At 60.7% G+C, this 15,136-nt stretch carries 14 protein-coding genes and 1 pseudogene; 8 read left to right on the forward strand and 7 right to left on the reverse strand.

The window, feature by feature from the left end:
• Positions 1–48: 48 nt before the first annotated feature.
• Positions 49–399: pseudogene (locus tag AC4PS6_RS27605) on the forward strand (tryptophan 2,3-dioxygenase family protein); the annotation flags it as partial.
• Positions 400–559: 160 nt separating this feature from the next.
• Here the strand turns inward: AC4PS6_RS27605 and AC4PS6_RS27610 are convergent.
• The 4 genes from AC4PS6_RS27610 to antA form a co-directional block, all read right to left on the reverse strand.
• The gene (locus AC4PS6_RS27610; protein ID WP_336827146.1) at positions 560–1,960 is read right to left on the reverse strand and encodes an amino acid permease; all 1,401 of its coding nucleotides are present in this window, start codon (positions 1,958–1,960) and stop codon (positions 560–562) included.
• A gap of 71 nt (positions 1,961–2,031) precedes the next feature.
• Positions 2,032–3,039 (reverse strand): anthranilate 1,2-dioxygenase electron transfer component AntC, encoded by a 1,008-nt coding sequence (gene antC, locus AC4PS6_RS27615; RefSeq protein ID WP_201914291.1) that lies wholly within the window; start codon positions 3,037–3,039, stop codon positions 2,032–2,034.
• 129 nt (positions 3,040–3,168) lie between these two features.
• Complete coding sequence (gene antB, locus AC4PS6_RS27620; RefSeq protein ID WP_032902508.1) at positions 3,169–3,660, reverse strand: anthranilate 1,2-dioxygenase small subunit; 492 nt, start codon at positions 3,658–3,660, stop codon at positions 3,169–3,171.
• Positions 3,660–5,051: an anthranilate 1,2-dioxygenase large subunit gene (antA, locus tag AC4PS6_RS27625; RefSeq protein ID WP_020302518.1), complete on the reverse strand. Its 1,392-nt coding sequence runs from the start codon at positions 5,049–5,051 to the stop codon at positions 3,660–3,662. The genes antB and antA overlap by 1 nt, the downstream gene beginning before the upstream one ends.
• A 311-nt stretch (positions 5,052–5,362) precedes the next feature.
• On the opposite strand from antA, the gene AC4PS6_RS27630 reads away from it, so the two are divergent.
• A complete protein-coding gene (locus AC4PS6_RS27630) occupies positions 5,363–6,355 on the forward strand; it encodes an AraC family transcriptional regulator (protein ID WP_103452054.1) in 993 nt (330 codons plus the stop codon).
• Between the two features lie 72 nt (positions 6,356–6,427).
• Here the strand turns inward: AC4PS6_RS27630 and AC4PS6_RS27635 are convergent, their stop codons facing one another.
• A complete protein-coding gene (locus AC4PS6_RS27635) occupies positions 6,428–7,303 on the reverse strand; it encodes a LysR family transcriptional regulator (protein ID WP_073453383.1) in 876 nt (291 codons plus the stop codon).
• Positions 7,304–7,417: 114 nt separating this feature from the next.
• Between AC4PS6_RS27635 and AC4PS6_RS27640 the strand changes: the two genes are divergently transcribed.
• Genes AC4PS6_RS27640 through catA form a run of 3 tightly spaced genes read left to right on the forward strand, consistent with a single transcriptional unit; the run spans position 7,418 to position 9,817 of the window.
• Positions 7,418–8,545 carry a muconate cycloisomerase family protein gene (locus AC4PS6_RS27640; RefSeq protein WP_014719907.1) on the forward strand — a complete coding sequence of 376 codons (1,128 nt, stop codon included), beginning with the start codon at positions 7,418–7,420 and terminating at the stop codon, positions 8,543–8,545.
• A gap of 12 nt (positions 8,546–8,557) precedes the next feature.
• A complete protein-coding gene (gene catC / locus AC4PS6_RS27645) occupies positions 8,558–8,848 on the forward strand; it encodes a muconolactone Delta-isomerase (RefSeq protein ID WP_034115972.1) in 291 nt (96 codons plus the stop codon).
• A gap of 39 nt (positions 8,849–8,887) precedes the next feature.
• On the forward strand, positions 8,888–9,817 hold the full coding sequence (gene catA / locus AC4PS6_RS27650; protein ID WP_020302514.1) for a catechol 1,2-dioxygenase: 930 nt from the start codon (positions 8,888–8,890) through the stop codon (positions 9,815–9,817).
• A gap of 106 nt (positions 9,818–9,923) precedes the next feature.
• Here the strand turns inward: catA and AC4PS6_RS27655 are convergent, their stop codons facing one another.
• The gene (locus tag AC4PS6_RS27655; RefSeq protein ID WP_003176072.1) at positions 9,924–10,397 is read right to left on the reverse strand and encodes an Lrp/AsnC family transcriptional regulator; all 474 of its coding nucleotides are present in this window, start codon (positions 10,395–10,397) and stop codon (positions 9,924–9,926) included.
• Between the two features lie 144 nt (positions 10,398–10,541).
• Between AC4PS6_RS27655 and kynU the strand changes: the two genes are divergently transcribed.
• Both kynU and AC4PS6_RS27665 read left to right on the forward strand, forming a co-directional pair.
• A complete protein-coding gene (kynU, locus tag AC4PS6_RS27660) occupies positions 10,542–11,792 on the forward strand; it encodes a kynureninase (RefSeq protein WP_020302513.1) in 1,251 nt (416 codons plus the stop codon).
• A gap of 132 nt (positions 11,793–11,924) precedes the next feature.
• A complete protein-coding gene (locus AC4PS6_RS27665) occupies positions 11,925–13,331 on the forward strand; it encodes an amino acid permease (RefSeq protein WP_336827148.1) in 1,407 nt (468 codons plus the stop codon).
• Here the strand turns inward: AC4PS6_RS27665 and AC4PS6_RS27670 are convergent.
• Positions 13,277–14,167, reverse strand: coding sequence for a LysR family transcriptional regulator (locus AC4PS6_RS27670; protein WP_336827149.1), 891 nt, complete (start codon positions 14,165–14,167; stop codon positions 13,277–13,279). The genes AC4PS6_RS27665 and AC4PS6_RS27670 overlap by 55 nt on opposite strands.
• 185 nt (positions 14,168–14,352) lie before the next feature.
• On the opposite strand from AC4PS6_RS27670, the gene AC4PS6_RS27675 reads away from it, so the two are divergent.
• Complete coding sequence (locus tag AC4PS6_RS27675) at positions 14,353–15,117, forward strand: sulfite exporter TauE/SafE family protein (RefSeq protein ID WP_014719902.1); 765 nt, start codon at positions 14,353–14,355, stop codon at positions 15,115–15,117.
• The last annotated feature ends 19 nt before the right edge of the window (positions 15,118–15,136 follow it).

A 15,136-nucleotide genomic window follows, 5' to 3' on the forward strand; every position in this document is an offset into this window, starting at 1 on the left:
AGGTGGCGCGGACTGTACAGGAGTTACTAACGATTTCCACCCCTCAGATCGTTGTATGACGAGGCCGTAAACCTGATGGTCAAGGCGGGGTTGGCGATTGATCCCAAACGCGCCGAGCGCGACCCGACCGCCGCCACGGTGCACGATGACTCGGTGGAAGCGGCCTGGCGCGAGGTATATCGCGACCCGAGCCGTTACTGGGATTTGTATCAGTTGGCCGAGAAGTTTATCGACCTGGAAGATTCGTTCCGCCAGTGGCGCTTCCGGCATGTCACCACGGTGGAGCGCATCATCGGCTTTCAGCCGGGTACTGGTGGTACTGAAGGCGTGGGGTACCTGCGCAAGATGCTCGACACGGTACTGTTCCCTGAACTCTGGCGAGTACGTTCCACGCTCTAATAAAAAAGCCCCGGATTACCGGGGCTTTTTTCTAGGTGAAATACAGTCAATTGTGGGAGCTGGCTTGTCGGGTCGCCGCATCGCTGCGATGGCGGTGTATCAGTCGGCTCATCCATTGGCTGACACGCCGCAATCGCGGGCAAGCCCGCTCCCACAGGGGTTACTGCGCCACGGCAACCTTCCCGCTTCTGATCCGAAACCGATAGGCGATGTAGATAATCCCCACCCACACCGGCATCGCATACACCGACTCGCGAATCCCCGGAATCGCCAGCATCACGCCAATGATCATCACCATGAACGCCAGGCACAGGTAGTTGCTGAACGGGAACCAGAAGGTCTTGAACGACGGCGTCACGCCTTGCTCGCCCATGGCCTTGCGGAACTTGATATGGGTCAGGCTGATCAATGCCCAGTTGATCATCAACGAAGCAACCACCAGCGCGAACAGCAACTCCAGTGCACTGTGCGGCGCCACGTAGTTGACCACCACGCACAGCATGGTCACCAGCGCCGAAATCGCCAGGGCCCGCAGCGGCACGCCTTGTTTGTTGAGCTTCATCAGCGCCTTGGGCGCATCCCCTTGTTCGGCCAGGCCGAACAGCATGCGGCTGTTGCAGTACACGCCGCTGTTGTACACCGACAACGCCGCGGTCAGCACCACGAAGTTGAGGATGTGGGCGGCGGTGTCGTTGCCGATCAGCGAGAAGATCTGCACAAACGGGCTGCCGCTGTAGGCATCGCCTGACGCGCCGAGGGTTTGCAGCAGTTGATCCCACGGGTACAGCGACAACAGCACGGTCAGCGCACCGACGTAGAAAATCAGAATGCGGTACACCACCTGGTTGATCGCTTTGGGGATCACCTTGCGTGGTTCGCTGGCTTCGGCGGCGGTGATGCCGACCAGTTCCAGGCCACCGAACGAGAACATGATGAAGGCCATGGACATCAACAGCCCCATGCCGCCATTGGGGAAGAACCCACCGTGGCTCCACAGGTTGCTGACCGAGGCTTGCGGGCCGCCGGTGCCGCTGAACAGCAGGTAGCAGCCGAGCACGATCATGCCGACAATCGCCACCACCTTGATGATCGCAAACCAGAATTCGGCTTCACCGAAGAACTTCACGTTCAGAGTGTTGATCAGGTTCACCGCGACGAAGAACACCAGCGCGCTGACCCAGGTTGGAATCTCCGGCCACCAGAACTGGATGTACTTGCCGACGGCCGTCAGTTCGGCCATGCCCACCAGCACGTAGAGCACCCAATAGTTCCAGCCCGCCAGGAAGCCCGCGTAACCGCCCCAGTATTTATGTGCGAAGTGGCTGAAGGACCCGGCCACCGGCTCTTCGACGATCATCTCGCCGAGCTGGCGCATGATCAGGAACGCGATAAACCCGGCCACCGCATAACCCAGGATCATCGACGGCCCCGCCGACTTGAGCACCCCGGCCGAGCCGAGGAACAAGCCTGTACCAATCGCACCTCCCAAGGCGATCAGCTGAATGTGCCGGTTCTTCAGGCCGCGCTTGAGGCCCACCGGGTTAACCATGTCATCCGCCATTAACATTCCCTTCTACTTGTTTTTCTCAAGGGTGATTGCACGCCGCATCGGCCCCTCAGAACTGCTGAGGGTCAGATATTACTCTGCGTAAACTTTTCGTAATACAACTGAACGCCATCAAGTGTCTGATCCGCCAGCCATTGTTGGATGGATTCGACCATTGGAGGGGGGCCGCACACGTACATATCCGCCGATCTGTCCCGCAATTCGGCCAGGTCGAAATGTTCGGTCAGGTAGCCGCGTTTGCCCGTCCACTCGACTGAGGCGTCGCTCAGCACTTCGGTGTAGCGAAAGTTCGGGATTTTCGTCGCGTAGGCTTGGATACGTGCCGCTTCACATAAGTCTTCGGCGCCGCGAACGCCGTAATACAGATGCACAGGTTGCGTGCAGCCATTGACGGCCAGTTCATCGAGCATGCCCAACAACGCCGACAACCCTGTGCCGCCCGCCACCAGTACCAGCGGTTGGGTGACATGCCGCAGATAAAACGCACCCAAGGGCGCCTCCATCAGCATTTCATCACCCACCTGGCAGCGTTCACGCAGGTAGTTGCTCATGACTCCGTCGGGCAGCAGGCGTACCAGGAACTGCAACTGATTACCCGGCCGGTTGGCGAAGGAGTAGGAGCGCCAGCTATCGGTGCCGGGCACCGACAGACGCGCATATTGGCCCGGCAAAAAATCCAGTGGCTGGTCCAGTTGCACCTGCAAGATGGCGGTGCTGGTCGAGACCTGCTGCACCGCGCTCACCGTGCCGCGTACCTGCACGGGCCCGGGGGCGTTGCACAGGCTCGAATCAAAGTCGAAATAAAAGGTGGCGTCGGACTTCACCCGAGTCTGGCAACTGAGCATCTTGCGCTGTTGCAGGTCGAGGCTGGAGAGCGCTTCCTCGTCGACGTAGTCCTGGGTGTACTCACCGGATTCGCAACGCCCTTGGCAGGTGCCGCACACACCTTCGCGGCAATCGAGCGGGATCTTGATGCCGTTGCGCAGGGCCGCGTCCAACAGGATTTCATGGGCGCCCACCGGGAAGAACAGGGTCTTGCCATCGGCAAAGCTGAAGGCCACTTTGTGATTCATTGATGAACTCCACGCGTGCCCCTGTGGCGAGGGAGCTTGCTCCCGCTGGGCTGCGAAGCTGCCCCAAAAAACTGGGAGCGCTGCGCACTCCAGCGGGAGCAAGCTCCCTCGCCACAGGGGGGGCTGGTTTTAAAGGTGATAGAAATCCAGCACCGAGTTGATGGTGTCGTTGAGCAGCAGGGCGTGCTTGCGCGTGATCAGCCAGCTTTCGCCCTCGGGCTTGAGGCGATAGGTTGCGTGCCCATAGAACTGCTCGGAAGTAGCCAGCCGATAAAACAGCGTGTGCCAGTTCAAGCGCACCTCCAAGGTGCCGTCACTTTGTTCGGCAATGCGTACGTTATTGATCAGGTGCAAGGTGCGCGGCATCGGCGTGGCAGAGGCGGCTTTGCCGGTGCGCAGGCGGAACACACGGTCCTCCAGGCCCGAGCGGTTGGCGTAGTAGATCAACGACATCTCGCGCTTGGGGTCTTGGGTGTAGACGTGTTCGGAATCCCATTGCGGTAGGTGGAATTCGCTCTGCGGGTCGAACAACTGCACATAGGCATCCCAGTCCTGGGCGTCGCACAGTTCGGATTTGCGGTAGAAAAACTGCTCGATCTGGTACTGCAATTGCGCATTCATCACTTCACCTCCCGCAGTGTCAGCGCTTGTCGCTCCAGGCCCTGGAGCAGGAACTGCTGCCAGTTGCGATGTTGGTTGACGTACAAACCTTCGTGGGTGAACTCGGTGCCGGTCATGGCTGGTTGGATGCCAATGGCTTCGCTGTTGGGCGTCGGCCCAGTCTCCCAGCGATGGCTGCCTCGTGAGATATCGCTCCAGCGCTCCAGGCGGCCCTGGAAACCGCGCTGGGCTTCGCGAAACTCCACCAGGTCATCGGGCGTGCCCATGCCCGAGACGTTGAAGAAGTCCTCGAACTGGCGAATCCGGTTTTCGCGGTCGGCGTCGGACTCACCCTTGACCCCCAGGCACTGGCTGATGATCTCGGTCTTGTTCCAGGCCACCGGGCGGATGATGCGCAACTGCGAGCTGATCTGGTCGAGAAAGAACAGGCTGGGGTAGATATTCAGGTTGCGCAGGCGGTGCATCATCCACTCGGCCTTCTGCTGGCCGTGTTCTTCTACCAGGCGCGGCATGATGGTGGCGTAGCCGGAGCGCACGCTGGGGTTGGGCATGTCGCTGAACAACACACTGTGGCCATTGTTGAAGGCGAACCAGCCGTCGTCGGTATTTGCGTCGCCGGCGCCGAGCTTGCTGTAGTCCAGCGTCGTGCTGGAACCCGCGCCGTTTTCGGTGTTGACCTGCTGGCGATGCTGCACGGTGGCCACGTAGTTGTAGTGCACGGTGCTGACGTGATAACCGTCCAGGCCGTTTTCGTTTTGCAGCTTCCAGTTGCCGTCGTAGGTGTAGGCGGACTTGCCCGGCAGCACTTCCAGCTCACCGGTGGCCGATTGCGCCACCATCATGTCGAAGAACACTTTGGCGTCGCCGAGGAAATCTTCCAGGCTGTTAGTGCCGTTCACGTCCAGGCTGATAAACACAAAGCCCTTGTAGCTGTCGATGCGCGCTTTTTTCAGGCCGCGGGTGGCCTTGTCGAAACCTTCCGGGTATTCCCCCGGCGCCTTGACCTTCACCAGTCGGCCATCGCTCTTGTAGCACCAGGCGTGGAACGGGCAGGTGAAGGTGGACTGGTTGCCCTTGCCCACGCGGGTGAGGGTAGTGCCGCGATGCTGGCAGGCGTTGATCAGCGCGTTGAGCCGGCCTTCGCCGTCGCGGGTGATGATCATCGGCTGGCGCCCGGCGCGCATCGTCACGAAGTCGTGGTTATGGGCCAGTTCGCTTTCGTGGCAGGCGTAGATCCAGTTCTTCTCGAAGATCAGTTCCATCTCCAGGTCGAACAGCTCGGGCTCGGTGAACATGTCGCGGGCGATGCGGAACACTTCATCCGCCGGGCGAAAGTCCAGGCAACTTTCGATAAAGGATTTCCACTGCTCGACGGTTCTTGCACCACTCATGGGAGGCACCTTTTGATCATGGCTAAACGGTGAGCCATTAAGCGGCTGCGATGCGGTGGCGGGCTATCCGCTTAATGGGGGAACGCAGGCCGCAAAGTTGGGCAGCAAATACCCATGGCGGTGCGCGCAGGTGACGGCATGCGCTACTGTGATGGTGGGCGATGGTCGTAAAGCCCTGGGATTTATCCACATAGTCGACCGTTACTATCCACCCAGTGGCCACGCTGCTGGCGTGGCCTGGAACTTGCTGTCGAGGTTCAACGACGCGCCGCCAGAGCGCGCAAATGCCTAACCGCCGTGGGTGCACCCTGATGAGTAGCCAGACACGCGATATTCATATTCAACGCTTCGACCTGGAAGGCGCGCGCAGCTGGATGTCCGGCATCTGCGGGCCCCATCGCCTGGCGACGGCCACCCCCGAGCGCCTGCGCTTTCACCACAGCGCCAACGTGTTCAAGTCCCGCGCCACCACTCTGGGCGTGATCGAATACGGTACCGATGTGACCATCGACATCGAAGACGCCGAGCACTTTCGCAGCTACAGCTTGAGCCTGCCGCTGGTGGGCGAGCAGGAGCTGAGCAAGAACGGTGAGCGCCTCAGTTCCAACCGCGACCAGGGCGTGATCATTTCACCCAATGAGCATCAGGTGCTGGCGATTTCCGGTGACTGCCGCAAGTTGCAGGTGGTGATCACCCGCGCGGCGATGAGCGAGTCACTGGAAGGTTTGCTGCAACGGCCCATCGATGCACCGCTGCGGTTTGAGTCGGTGATGGATGCTGTGGACGGAGCACCGGCCTCGTGGTGGCGCATGGCGCGATACTTCATCGCCGAACTGGAATGCAGCAGCGAGTTGTACGAGCAGGCGGCGTTTACCCGTGACCTGGAAAGCTCGCTGATCAAGGGGCTGATCCTGGCCCAACCGAATAACTACTCTGAAGAGTTGCGCGACGTGTTGGGGGTAAAACTGCCGCACTACTTGATCCGTGCGCGGCAATTCATCCACGACAACGCCCGTGAAGTGCTGCACCTGGAAGACCTGGAAGCGGCGGCGGGCGTGTCGCGGTTCAAACTGTTCGATGCGTTTCGCAAGTACTTCGCACTGTCGCCCATGGCGTATCTGAAGAAGCATCGGCTGGGGGCGGTGCGCCAGGAAATTCTGGAGCAGGGCTCAATGCGCACTATTTCTGAAATCGCCCTGGGCTGGGGGTTTACGCACCTGGGGCGGTTTTCGGCGGAATACCGCAAGCTGTTCGATGAGTCGCCCAGCCAGACATTGCAACGCAAGCGCCTGCGCATTACTTGAACTCGGGTGAGGATCAACAGGTGGGAGCTGGCTTGCCTGCTCCCACATGGAGTATGGGGTGCCTGGAGGATCTCAGATCAACTCCTCAACCAGTTGCAGGCAATGAGTCAGCCCCGGCGACCGGTCATTCACCCGCCGGCTGAGGATGATCGGCGAACTCGCCGTCGCCTCCACCACCGGCGTATAGCCAATATCCGCCCGATGCAGCACCTGCACCGACGCCGGCACCAGCGTCACGCCCATACCGGCGCCCACCAGGCCGATAGCGGTCTGCAATTCGTTGGTCCACTGCGCCACCTTCACGCTCAAGCCATGGGCGTCGAACAGCGCGATCACATGGTCGGCATAGCTGGGGCGCGGGTTGCCGGGGTAGAGCACGAAGGGTTCGCCGGCCAATTGGGCGAGGGTGGCCGGAGCGCCCAGCAACGGGTGACCGCTGGGCAGCACCGCCACCAGGCGGTCTTCCACCAGTACGCGCTGGACAATGGCCGGGTCGTCGATGCGAATACGCCCGAAGCCCACGTCAATGCGGCCAGCCTTGAGCGCTTCGACCTGCTGCAAGGTGGTCATTTCCGACAAACCCAGCTCCAGCTCCAGGGCGTCGTGGGTGCGCAGGCGCCGAATCAGCTCCGGCAGCACGCCATACAAGGTCGACGGCGCAAAGCCGATGCCCAGCCAGGTTTTCTCGCCTTGGCCGATGCGCCGAGTGGTGTCGCAGACCTTGTCCAGTTGTTCGAGCAGTACATTGGCGTGCTCATAGAAAAAACGCCCGGCTTCGGTCAGGCGCAAAGGCCGACTGCGCTCCAGCAGCACCACCCCCAGTTCATCCTCCAGCTGCTGGATCTGCCGGCTCAAGGGCGGCTGGGCGATGTGCAGGCGTTCGGCAGCCCGGGTGAAGTTAAGGGTTTCGCCCAGCACCTGGAAATAGCGCAAGTGACGCAGTTCCATATCGACTCCTTTCATACCTTGAGGGTATTGCACCAGACCAATTCTATATTGGAACCCCAAAAAAATGCGGCACAGAATCGACGCAAATCTATAAAGAACCCAACGGGTATTGCCATGCCGATTTGCGCCATCGAATCGATCGACACGCTTATTGTTGATCTGCCCACCATTCGCCCGCACAAGCTGGCGATGCACACCATGCAAAACCAGACCCTGGTGATCATCCGCCTGCGTTGCGCCGACGGCATTGAAGGCATCGGCGAAGCCACCACCATTGGCGGCCTGAGCTACGGCAATGAAAGCCCCGACAGCATCAAAATCAATATCGACCGCCACTTTGCGCCGCTATTGATCGGTCAGGACGCGAGCAACGTCAATGCGGCCATGTTGCGCCTGGAACGCAGTATTCGTGGCAACACCTTTGCCAAGTCCGGTATCGAAAGCGCCTTGCTCGACGCGCTCGGCAAACGCCTCGGGCTGCCGGTCAGCGAGCTGCTGGGCGGGCGTGTGCGTGATGCGTTGCCGGTGGCCTGGACCCTGGCCAGCGGTAATACCGAACAGGACATCAACGAGGCCGAGAAAATGCTCGACCTGCGCCGTCACCGTCTCTTCAAATTGAAGATCGGCGCAGGCGAGGTCAACCGCGACCTGGCCCATGTGATCGCGATCAAAAAAGCCCTGGGCGAGCGCGCCAGTGTGCGCGTCGACGTCAACCAGGCCTGGGATGAGGCCGTGGCCCTGCGGGCATGCAAGGTGCTCGGCGACCACGGTATCGATCTGATCGAACAACCGATCTCGCGCAACAACCGTGGCGGCATGGCCCGGCTCAACCTGTCGAGCCCGGTGCCGATCATGGCCGATGAATCTATCGAATGTGTGGAAGACGCCTTTAACCTGGCCCGTGAAGGCGCGGCCACGGTGTTCGCCCTCAAGATCGCCAAGAACGGTGGCCCTCGCGCTGTATTGCGCACGGCGGCGATTGCCGAAGCGGCTGGCATCGGCCTGTACGGCGGCACCATGCTCGAAGGCGGCATTGGCACCCTGGCCTCGGCCCATGCCTTTCTCACGCTGAACACCCTGGCGTGGGGCACCGAATTGTTCGGCCCGCTGTTGCTCACCGAAGACATCCTCACCGAGCCACCGGTGTACCGCGATTTCCAGCTGCATGTGTCCACTGCGCCGGGCCTGGGTCTGACGCTCGATGAAGAGCGCCTGGCGTTCTTTCGCCGTGACAAACACTAAGAGGCCTCTGCCATGTTGTTCCACGTAAAAATGACCGTGAACCTGCCCGTCGATATGCACCCCGAGCGTGCCGCCAGCCTCAAGGCCGAGGAGAAAGCCTTGGCGCAGCGCCTGCAACAAGAGGGCAAATGGCGCCACCTGTGGCGCATCGCCGGGCATTACGCCAACTACAGCGTGTTCGATGTCGACAGCGTCCAGGACCTGCACGACCTGCTGATGCAACTGCCGTTGTTCCCCTACATGGCCATCGAAGTGAACGCGCTGTGCCGCCATCCGTCGTCGATCCATGCGGACGACCGCTGAGCCGGCTTGCACCTATAACTACAAGATGAGGAATGCACCATGTCCATCCGCCTGTCCCAGACTGCCCACGCCCAACAGTTTCTCGAAGAAGCCAGCGGCAACCTCAATGACGCGGGCAACCCACGTACCAAGGCGCTGATTTACCGGATCCTGCGCGACACCGTGAACATCATCGAAGACCTGGAAGTGACCCCGGAAGAATTCTGGAAGGCGGTCAACTACCTCAATGAACTGGGCAAAAACCAGGAGGCCGGTCTGCTCGCTGCCGGCCTGGGCCTGGAGCATTATCTGGACCTGTTGATGGACGCCGCCGATGAGCAGGCAGGCAAGTCCGGCGGTACACCGCGCACCATCGAAGGCCCGTTGTATGTGGCCGGCGCGCCGCTGTCCCAATACGAAGCACGGCTGGATGATGGTCAGGACGACGCGGTGCCGTTGTTCATGCGCGGGCAAGTGCGCGATACCGCAGGCAAGCCATTGGCGGGGGCGATTGTCGATGTGTGGCAGGCCAATACCGGCGGCACTTACTCGTGGTTCGACCCGAATCAATCTGAATTCAACCTGCGTCGCCGTATCGAGACCGACGCCCAGGGCAACTACCGTTTTCGCAGCATCGTACCTTCGGGCTACGGTTGCCCGCCGAGCGGGCCGACGCAACAGTTGCTCGACCAATTGGGGCGCCACGGGCAACGGCCGGCGCATATCCACTTCTTCATCTCGGCGCCTGGGCACCGGCACCTGACCACGCAGATCAACCTGTCGGATGACCCGTACCTGCACGATGACTTCGCCTATGCCACCCGCGATGAACTGATTGCCGAGATCCGCTTCAGCGACGATCCGCAACTGGCGCGGGAATTTGGCGTGCAAGGACGGTTTGCGCAGATTGATTTTGACTTTGAGTTGCAGGTGGCGGATGCGCCAATAGAACAGCAGCGCATGCAACGAGTGCGTGCTCTGGAAGACTGATCAACTCGGTCAACTGTGGGAGCTGGCTTGCCTGCGATAGCGGTGGAACATTCACTACCGCTATCGCAGGCAAGCCAGCTCCCACATTGGTTTTGGGGTGTTTGTGTTATTTGCGCACGACCAGGTCCAACACCTCATCCCGGTCCTTGATCTTCTGCAGCACTATCTCCGAACGGATATCCATCACCCCCGCCGTGCGGTTCAGGTGGTTCACGATAAAGTCCGAAAAGTGCTTGAGGTTACGCGCCTGCACCCGCAGCACATAGTTGCTGGCGCCGGTGATCACATAGGCGCTCGCCACCTCTGGCCAGCCTTGCACCTTCTTGATGAACGTCTCATGCCAGTCCTCCACATCCTGGCGCAACGACAGGTGCACGATGGCTTCCAGCTCGATCCCCAACTGCTCGGCGTTCAATACCGCGCGGTAGCCGCTGATGATTCCCTCGCTCTCCAGCAGGCGCAAACGGCGCAGGCATGCAGACGGCGACAGCGCGACTTTTTCCGCCAATTCCTGGTTGCTGATGCGGCCATCCTGTTGCAGGAAATGCAGGAGGCGCAGGTCGGTGGCGTCGAGAATCATGCTTGGAAGATATCCGCGTGTTTGGAGGTTAAATTCGAATTTCCTACAGCTTAAATAGCCGTTTACCCACCACTTTGCACGAAAATTCTCTAAAAGTTCGTTCATTATTTGGTCCATCCTCACCTATAAAAACCAGGACGACCCATGACCACTCGAAGCCATTGCCAAGCCCTCGACGCACAGGACCCTTTGGCCCCCCTGCGTGCCCAATTCGCCTTGCCCGAGGGCGTGATCTACCTCGACGGCAACTCCCTCGGCGCTCGCCCGGTGGCGGCGCTGGAACGCGCACAACAGGTGATCGCCGAGGAGTGGGGCAACGGCTTGATTCGTAGCTGGAACAGCGCTGGCTGGGCGCAGTTGTCCCAGCGCCTGGGCAATCGCCTGGCGCCATTGATTGGTGCGCGTGACGGCGAGGTAGTGATCACCGACACCACCTCGATCAACCTGTTCAAAGTGCTCAGCGCCGCCTTGAGTGTGCAGCGCCAACGTACACCTGCGCGCAAGGTCATCGTCAGCGAAGCGAGCAACTTTCCCACCGACTTGTACATCGCCGAAGGCTTGGCCGAATTGCTGCAACAAGGCTATTCCCTGCGCCTGGTGAACAGCCCGGCCGAACTGCCCCAGGCCATTGATGCGGACGTGGCGGTGGTGATGCTCACCCACGTCAACTACAAGACCGGCTATATGTACGACATGGCGGCGCTGACCGCACTGAGCCACGAGTGCGGCGCGCTGAGCATCTGGGACCTGGCGCATTCGGCGGGCGCGGTGCCTGTCGATCTGCACCATGCCGGCGCGGATTATGCGATTGGCTGCACCTACAAATACCTCAACGGCGGCCCGGGCTCCCAGGCGTTTGTGTGGGTCAACCCGGCGTTGGTGGATGTGGTGCGCCAGCCGTTGTCGGGTTGGTTCGGGCATACCCGCCAGTTCGCCATGGAGTCCACCTACGCCCCCAGCGCCGGCATTGCCCGCTACCTCTGCGGTACCCAACCGATTACCTCGCTGGCCATGGTGGAATGCGGCCTGGATATTTTTGCCCAGACCGACATGGCGCGGCTGCGGACTAAGTCCCTGGCCTTGACTGACCTGTTCATTGCGTTGGTCGAAAGCCGTTGCGCCCCCCACGGCCTGGAGCTGATCACCCCGCGTGAACACGCCCGGCGCGGCAGCCACGTCAGCTTTGAACACCCCGAAGGTTACGCCGTGATCCAGGCCTTGATCGCCCGAGGCGTGATCGGCGATTACCGTGAACCGCGGATCATGCGCTTTGGTTTCACGCCGCTGTACACCAGCTTTACCGAGGTGTGGGACGCCGTGGAAACTCTCGGTGAAATTCTCGACAACGCCACCTGGGACCAGCCGCAATTCAAAGTCCGCAACAGCGTTACTTAAGGGCAACACAGATCAAATGTGGGAGCTGGCTTGCCTGCGATAGCGTCGGTGCATTCACTACCGTTATCGCAGGCAAGCCAGCTCCCACAGGTTCAGCGTCAGCCACCATCACAATAATAAAGGGGCACACCCGTGACCACGCCAGACAACGGCTTTGCAGAGATTACCCACCGTGAACTGGGCCTGAGGCGCCAGCTCACTTCCGGCCAGATGAGCATGATCGCCATCGGTGGCGCCATCGGCACCGGGCTGTTCATGGGCAGCGCCTACGCCATCGGTTATGCCGGGCCGAGCGTGCTGGTGAGCTACGCCATCGGCGCATTGATTACCTTGCTGCTGATGGGCTGCCTGGCGGAGATGACGGTGGCCCATTCCACCTCCGGCTCCTTTGGCGCCTATGCCGAGTTCTACATCAGCCCGTTGGCCGGGTTCCTGGTGCGGTATGCCTACTGGGCGGCGATTGTGCTGGCGGTGGGGGCCGAGGTCACGGCGGTGGCGATGTACATGAAGTACTGGTTTGCCAACGTGCCGGAGTGGGTGTGGATCGTGTCGTTTTCCAGTGTGCTGATCCTGCTCAACGCGATCAGCGTGAAGACCTTCGGCAACTTCGAATACTGGTTCTCGACGATCAAGATCAGCGCTATTGTCGGTTTCATCATACTGGCAGTGTATGTGGTGTTCGGCTCTGATAACCCCGACTACGGCGTGCAGAACTACACGGCCCACGACGGCTTTTTCCCCCATGGCTTGAGTGGCATGTGGATCGCGGTGATCGTGTCGATCTTCAGCTACCTCAGTGTCGAGATGATCGCCGTGGCCGCCGGTGAAGCTGCCGACCCGGAGCAGGCAGTGAAGAAAGCCTTCCGCGCTACCATCGTGCGGCTGGTGGTGTTCTATCTGCTGACCCTGGCGCTGATGCTCGCCATCGTACCGTGGAACCAGGCCGGCCAGGCCCAGAGCCCGTTTGTCACAGTGATGCAGACTATCGGCATTCCCGGTGCCACCGGGGTGATGAATTTCGTGATCCTGATCGCGGCGCTGTCGGCCATGAACAGTCAGCTCTACATCACCACGCGCATGATGTTCAGCCTGTCGCGCGCTGGTTTTGCGCCCAAATCCATGGGCGCGTTGAGCAAGAACGGCATCCCGCTCAACGCATTGCTGCTGTCCAGCTCGGGCATTGCCCTGGCGACGTTGCTCAACGTGGTGTACCCGGAAAGCTCGTTCACCCTGATGATGGCGATCTCGATGTTCGGCGCAATCTTCACCTGGTTCATGATCTTCCTCACTCACCTGTTTTTCCGCCGCTATCGCAAGCGTCATGGCGGGGCGAAGTTGTCGTTCCAGTTGCGCCTGTTTCCCTACAGCACGTTGCTGGGGTTGGTGCTGATGGGGGCGGTGATGATCACCACCTATTTCACCGACGCCTTCAAGATGACACTGGTGTTTGGCGTGCCGTTCCTGCTGATTCTGTCGGCTGTGTATTACGGGTTCTTCCGCAAGGGCAGGGCCAAGGCCTCGAACAAAGCCCTGGCATAACCCGGCAGTTGCTCGAACGAGCGTGCGCATAACAGCAACGTGCGGCAGGCCCACTCCTCTTGCAGGAGGTGGGCCTTGAAACGGCGTTCTGACGGCCAGCGGTCCAAGGCGGCCTGAGGCACGATGCCCAGGCCCGCACCGCCGACGACCATGCGAATCAACCCCTCAAAACCGTCGGCGCGAATGCGCGTCTGCAAGCGAAAGCCAGCGTGCAGTGCCTGTTCTTCCAGGTAAACCGCCAACGCGCTGTTCGCCCCCAGGCCCACGTAGTCGTATTGCAGGCTCTCGATAAAACTCGGGTTGGTCAACGGGTGGTCCAGGGGCATGATCAGCACCAGCGGGTCGTCGCGAAACGCCAGGGTCTGCAAGCCGTGGGTGTCTACCGCATCGGAAATAATCCCCAGGTCGGCGGTGCCCTGGCGCAAGGCGTGGGTGATGCGCAGGCTGGGCAACTCTTGCAGGTCGATATCGAGGTTGGGATGCTCGCGCAAAAACTGCGCGAGCAGCTCCGGCAGGTATTCGCTGAGGGCGGTGGTGTTGCACAGCAGGCGTACCTGGCCTTTGACGCCATTGGCGTATTCGGCCAGGTCTTGCTGCAGATGGTCGGCCTGCTGCAACAGCAGGCGAGCATGCCGGGCCAGGGCTTTGCCCGCGGGTGTTGGGGTTACGCCACGGCGGCCGCGCTCGAGAAACGCGATGCCCAGTGAAGACTCCATGGCTCGGATGCGTGCGCTGGCGGCAGCCAGGGACAGGTGGCTGCGGGCCGCGCCAGCGGTGATATTGCCGGTGTCCAGGATGTGCAGGTAGAGGCGCAGGTCGATGAGGTCAAAGTGCATGAAGTTTCCCAGTGACTGGAAGGGCCTCATCGCAGGCAAGCCAGCTCCCACCCTTGAATGTATTCACAATTCCAAATGTGGGAGCTGGCTTGCCTGCGATAGCGTCGTCAGCCTTACGCAAAACAAGAGGCTACCTCAGTATATGGCGAATTTTCAGCCACTCTCCAGCCCTGCACAATCGATGCATGAATACCTTCCTCTCCTTCTACCAAAACCTCGGTCCCGCACTGACAGCGCTGGTCATCACTACCTTCCTGCTGGCCGGTACGGTGAAGGGCGTCATCGGCCTGGGCTTGCCCACTGTAGCCATGGGCATGCTTGGCCTGGCTATGCTGCCGGCGCAGGCTGCGGTATTGCTGATCATTCCTTCGACGGTGACCAACCTGTGGCAACTGTCCTTTGGCGGGCACTTGGGTGCCTTGCTCAAACGCCTGTGGCCGATGCTGTTGCTGATTTTCCTCGGCACCGGGTTGGGCACCTTGTGGCTAGGCATGGGTAGCGGACCTTGGGTGGTGCGTGCCCTGGGCGCGGCTTTACTGGTGTATGCGCTGAGCGGGTTATTCCTGCCGACCTTCAAGGTCGCGCCCCGAACCGAGCGCTGGCTGGGCCCCATGTGCGGGGTGATCACCGGCATCATTACCTCGGCCACCGGTGTCTTCGTGATCCCTGCGGTGCCGTACCTGCAGGCGCTGGGCTTGAGCCGTGACCAGTTGGTGCAGGCGCTGGGGCTGTCGTTCACCGTATCGACGTTGGCACTTGCCGCCGGGCTGGCTTGGCGCGGTGTGCTGGGCGGGGGTGAAATGGGGGCGTCGGTGTTGGCGCTGGTGCCGGCCTTGCTGGGGATGTGGCTGGGCCAGGTGGTGCGTCGGCGTATCAGTGCCGTGTGGTTCAAACGTGGATTTTTTACCGGCATGGCGTTGTTGGGAGGCCATTTGTTGCTGGCTGGTTAATAATGAGCGGGCATTTTTC

This window comes from Pseudomonas sp. DW-iso17, assembly GCF_058725345.1.

What these genes read in the sequence shown, in the direction of transcription:
- AC4PS6_RS27675 (WP_014719902.1), top strand. Translation starts at nt 14,353, where the DNA reads ATGAATACCTTCCTCTCCTTCTACCAAAACCTCGGTCCCGCACTGACA.
- AC4PS6_RS27640 (WP_014719907.1), top strand. Translation starts at nt 7,418, where the DNA reads ATGCCGATTTGCGCCATCGAATCGATCGACACGCTTATTGTTGATCTG.
- AC4PS6_RS27610 (WP_336827146.1), bottom strand. Translation starts at nt 1,960, where the DNA reads ATGGCGGATGACATGGTTAACCCGGTGGGCCTCAAGCGCGGCCTGAAG.
- catC (WP_034115972.1), top strand. Translation starts at nt 8,558, where the DNA reads ATGTTGTTCCACGTAAAAATGACCGTGAACCTGCCCGTCGATATGCAC.
- AC4PS6_RS27630 (WP_103452054.1), top strand. Translation starts at nt 5,363, where the DNA reads ATGAGTAGCCAGACACGCGATATTCATATTCAACGCTTCGACCTGGAA.
- antB (WP_032902508.1), bottom strand. Translation starts at nt 3,660, where the DNA reads ATGAATGCGCAATTGCAGTACCAGATCGAGCAGTTTTTCTACCGCAAA.
- AC4PS6_RS27635 (WP_073453383.1), bottom strand. Translation starts at nt 7,303, where the DNA reads ATGGAACTGCGTCACTTGCGCTATTTCCAGGTGCTGGGCGAAACCCTT.
- kynU (WP_020302513.1), top strand. Translation starts at nt 10,542, where the DNA reads ATGACCACTCGAAGCCATTGCCAAGCCCTCGACGCACAGGACCCTTTG.
- antA (WP_020302518.1), bottom strand. Translation starts at nt 5,051, where the DNA reads ATGAGTGGTGCAAGAACCGTCGAGCAGTGGAAATCCTTTATCGAAAGT.
- catA (WP_020302514.1), top strand. Translation starts at nt 8,888, where the DNA reads ATGTCCATCCGCCTGTCCCAGACTGCCCACGCCCAACAGTTTCTCGAA.
- antC (WP_201914291.1), bottom strand. Translation starts at nt 3,039, where the DNA reads ATGAATCACAAAGTGGCCTTCAGCTTTGCCGATGGCAAGACCCTGTTC.
- AC4PS6_RS27655 (WP_003176072.1), bottom strand. Translation starts at nt 10,397, where the DNA reads ATGATTCTCGACGCCACCGACCTGCGCCTCCTGCATTTCCTGCAACAG.
- AC4PS6_RS27670 (WP_336827149.1), bottom strand. Translation starts at nt 14,167, where the DNA reads ATGCACTTTGACCTCATCGACCTGCGCCTCTACCTGCACATCCTGGAC.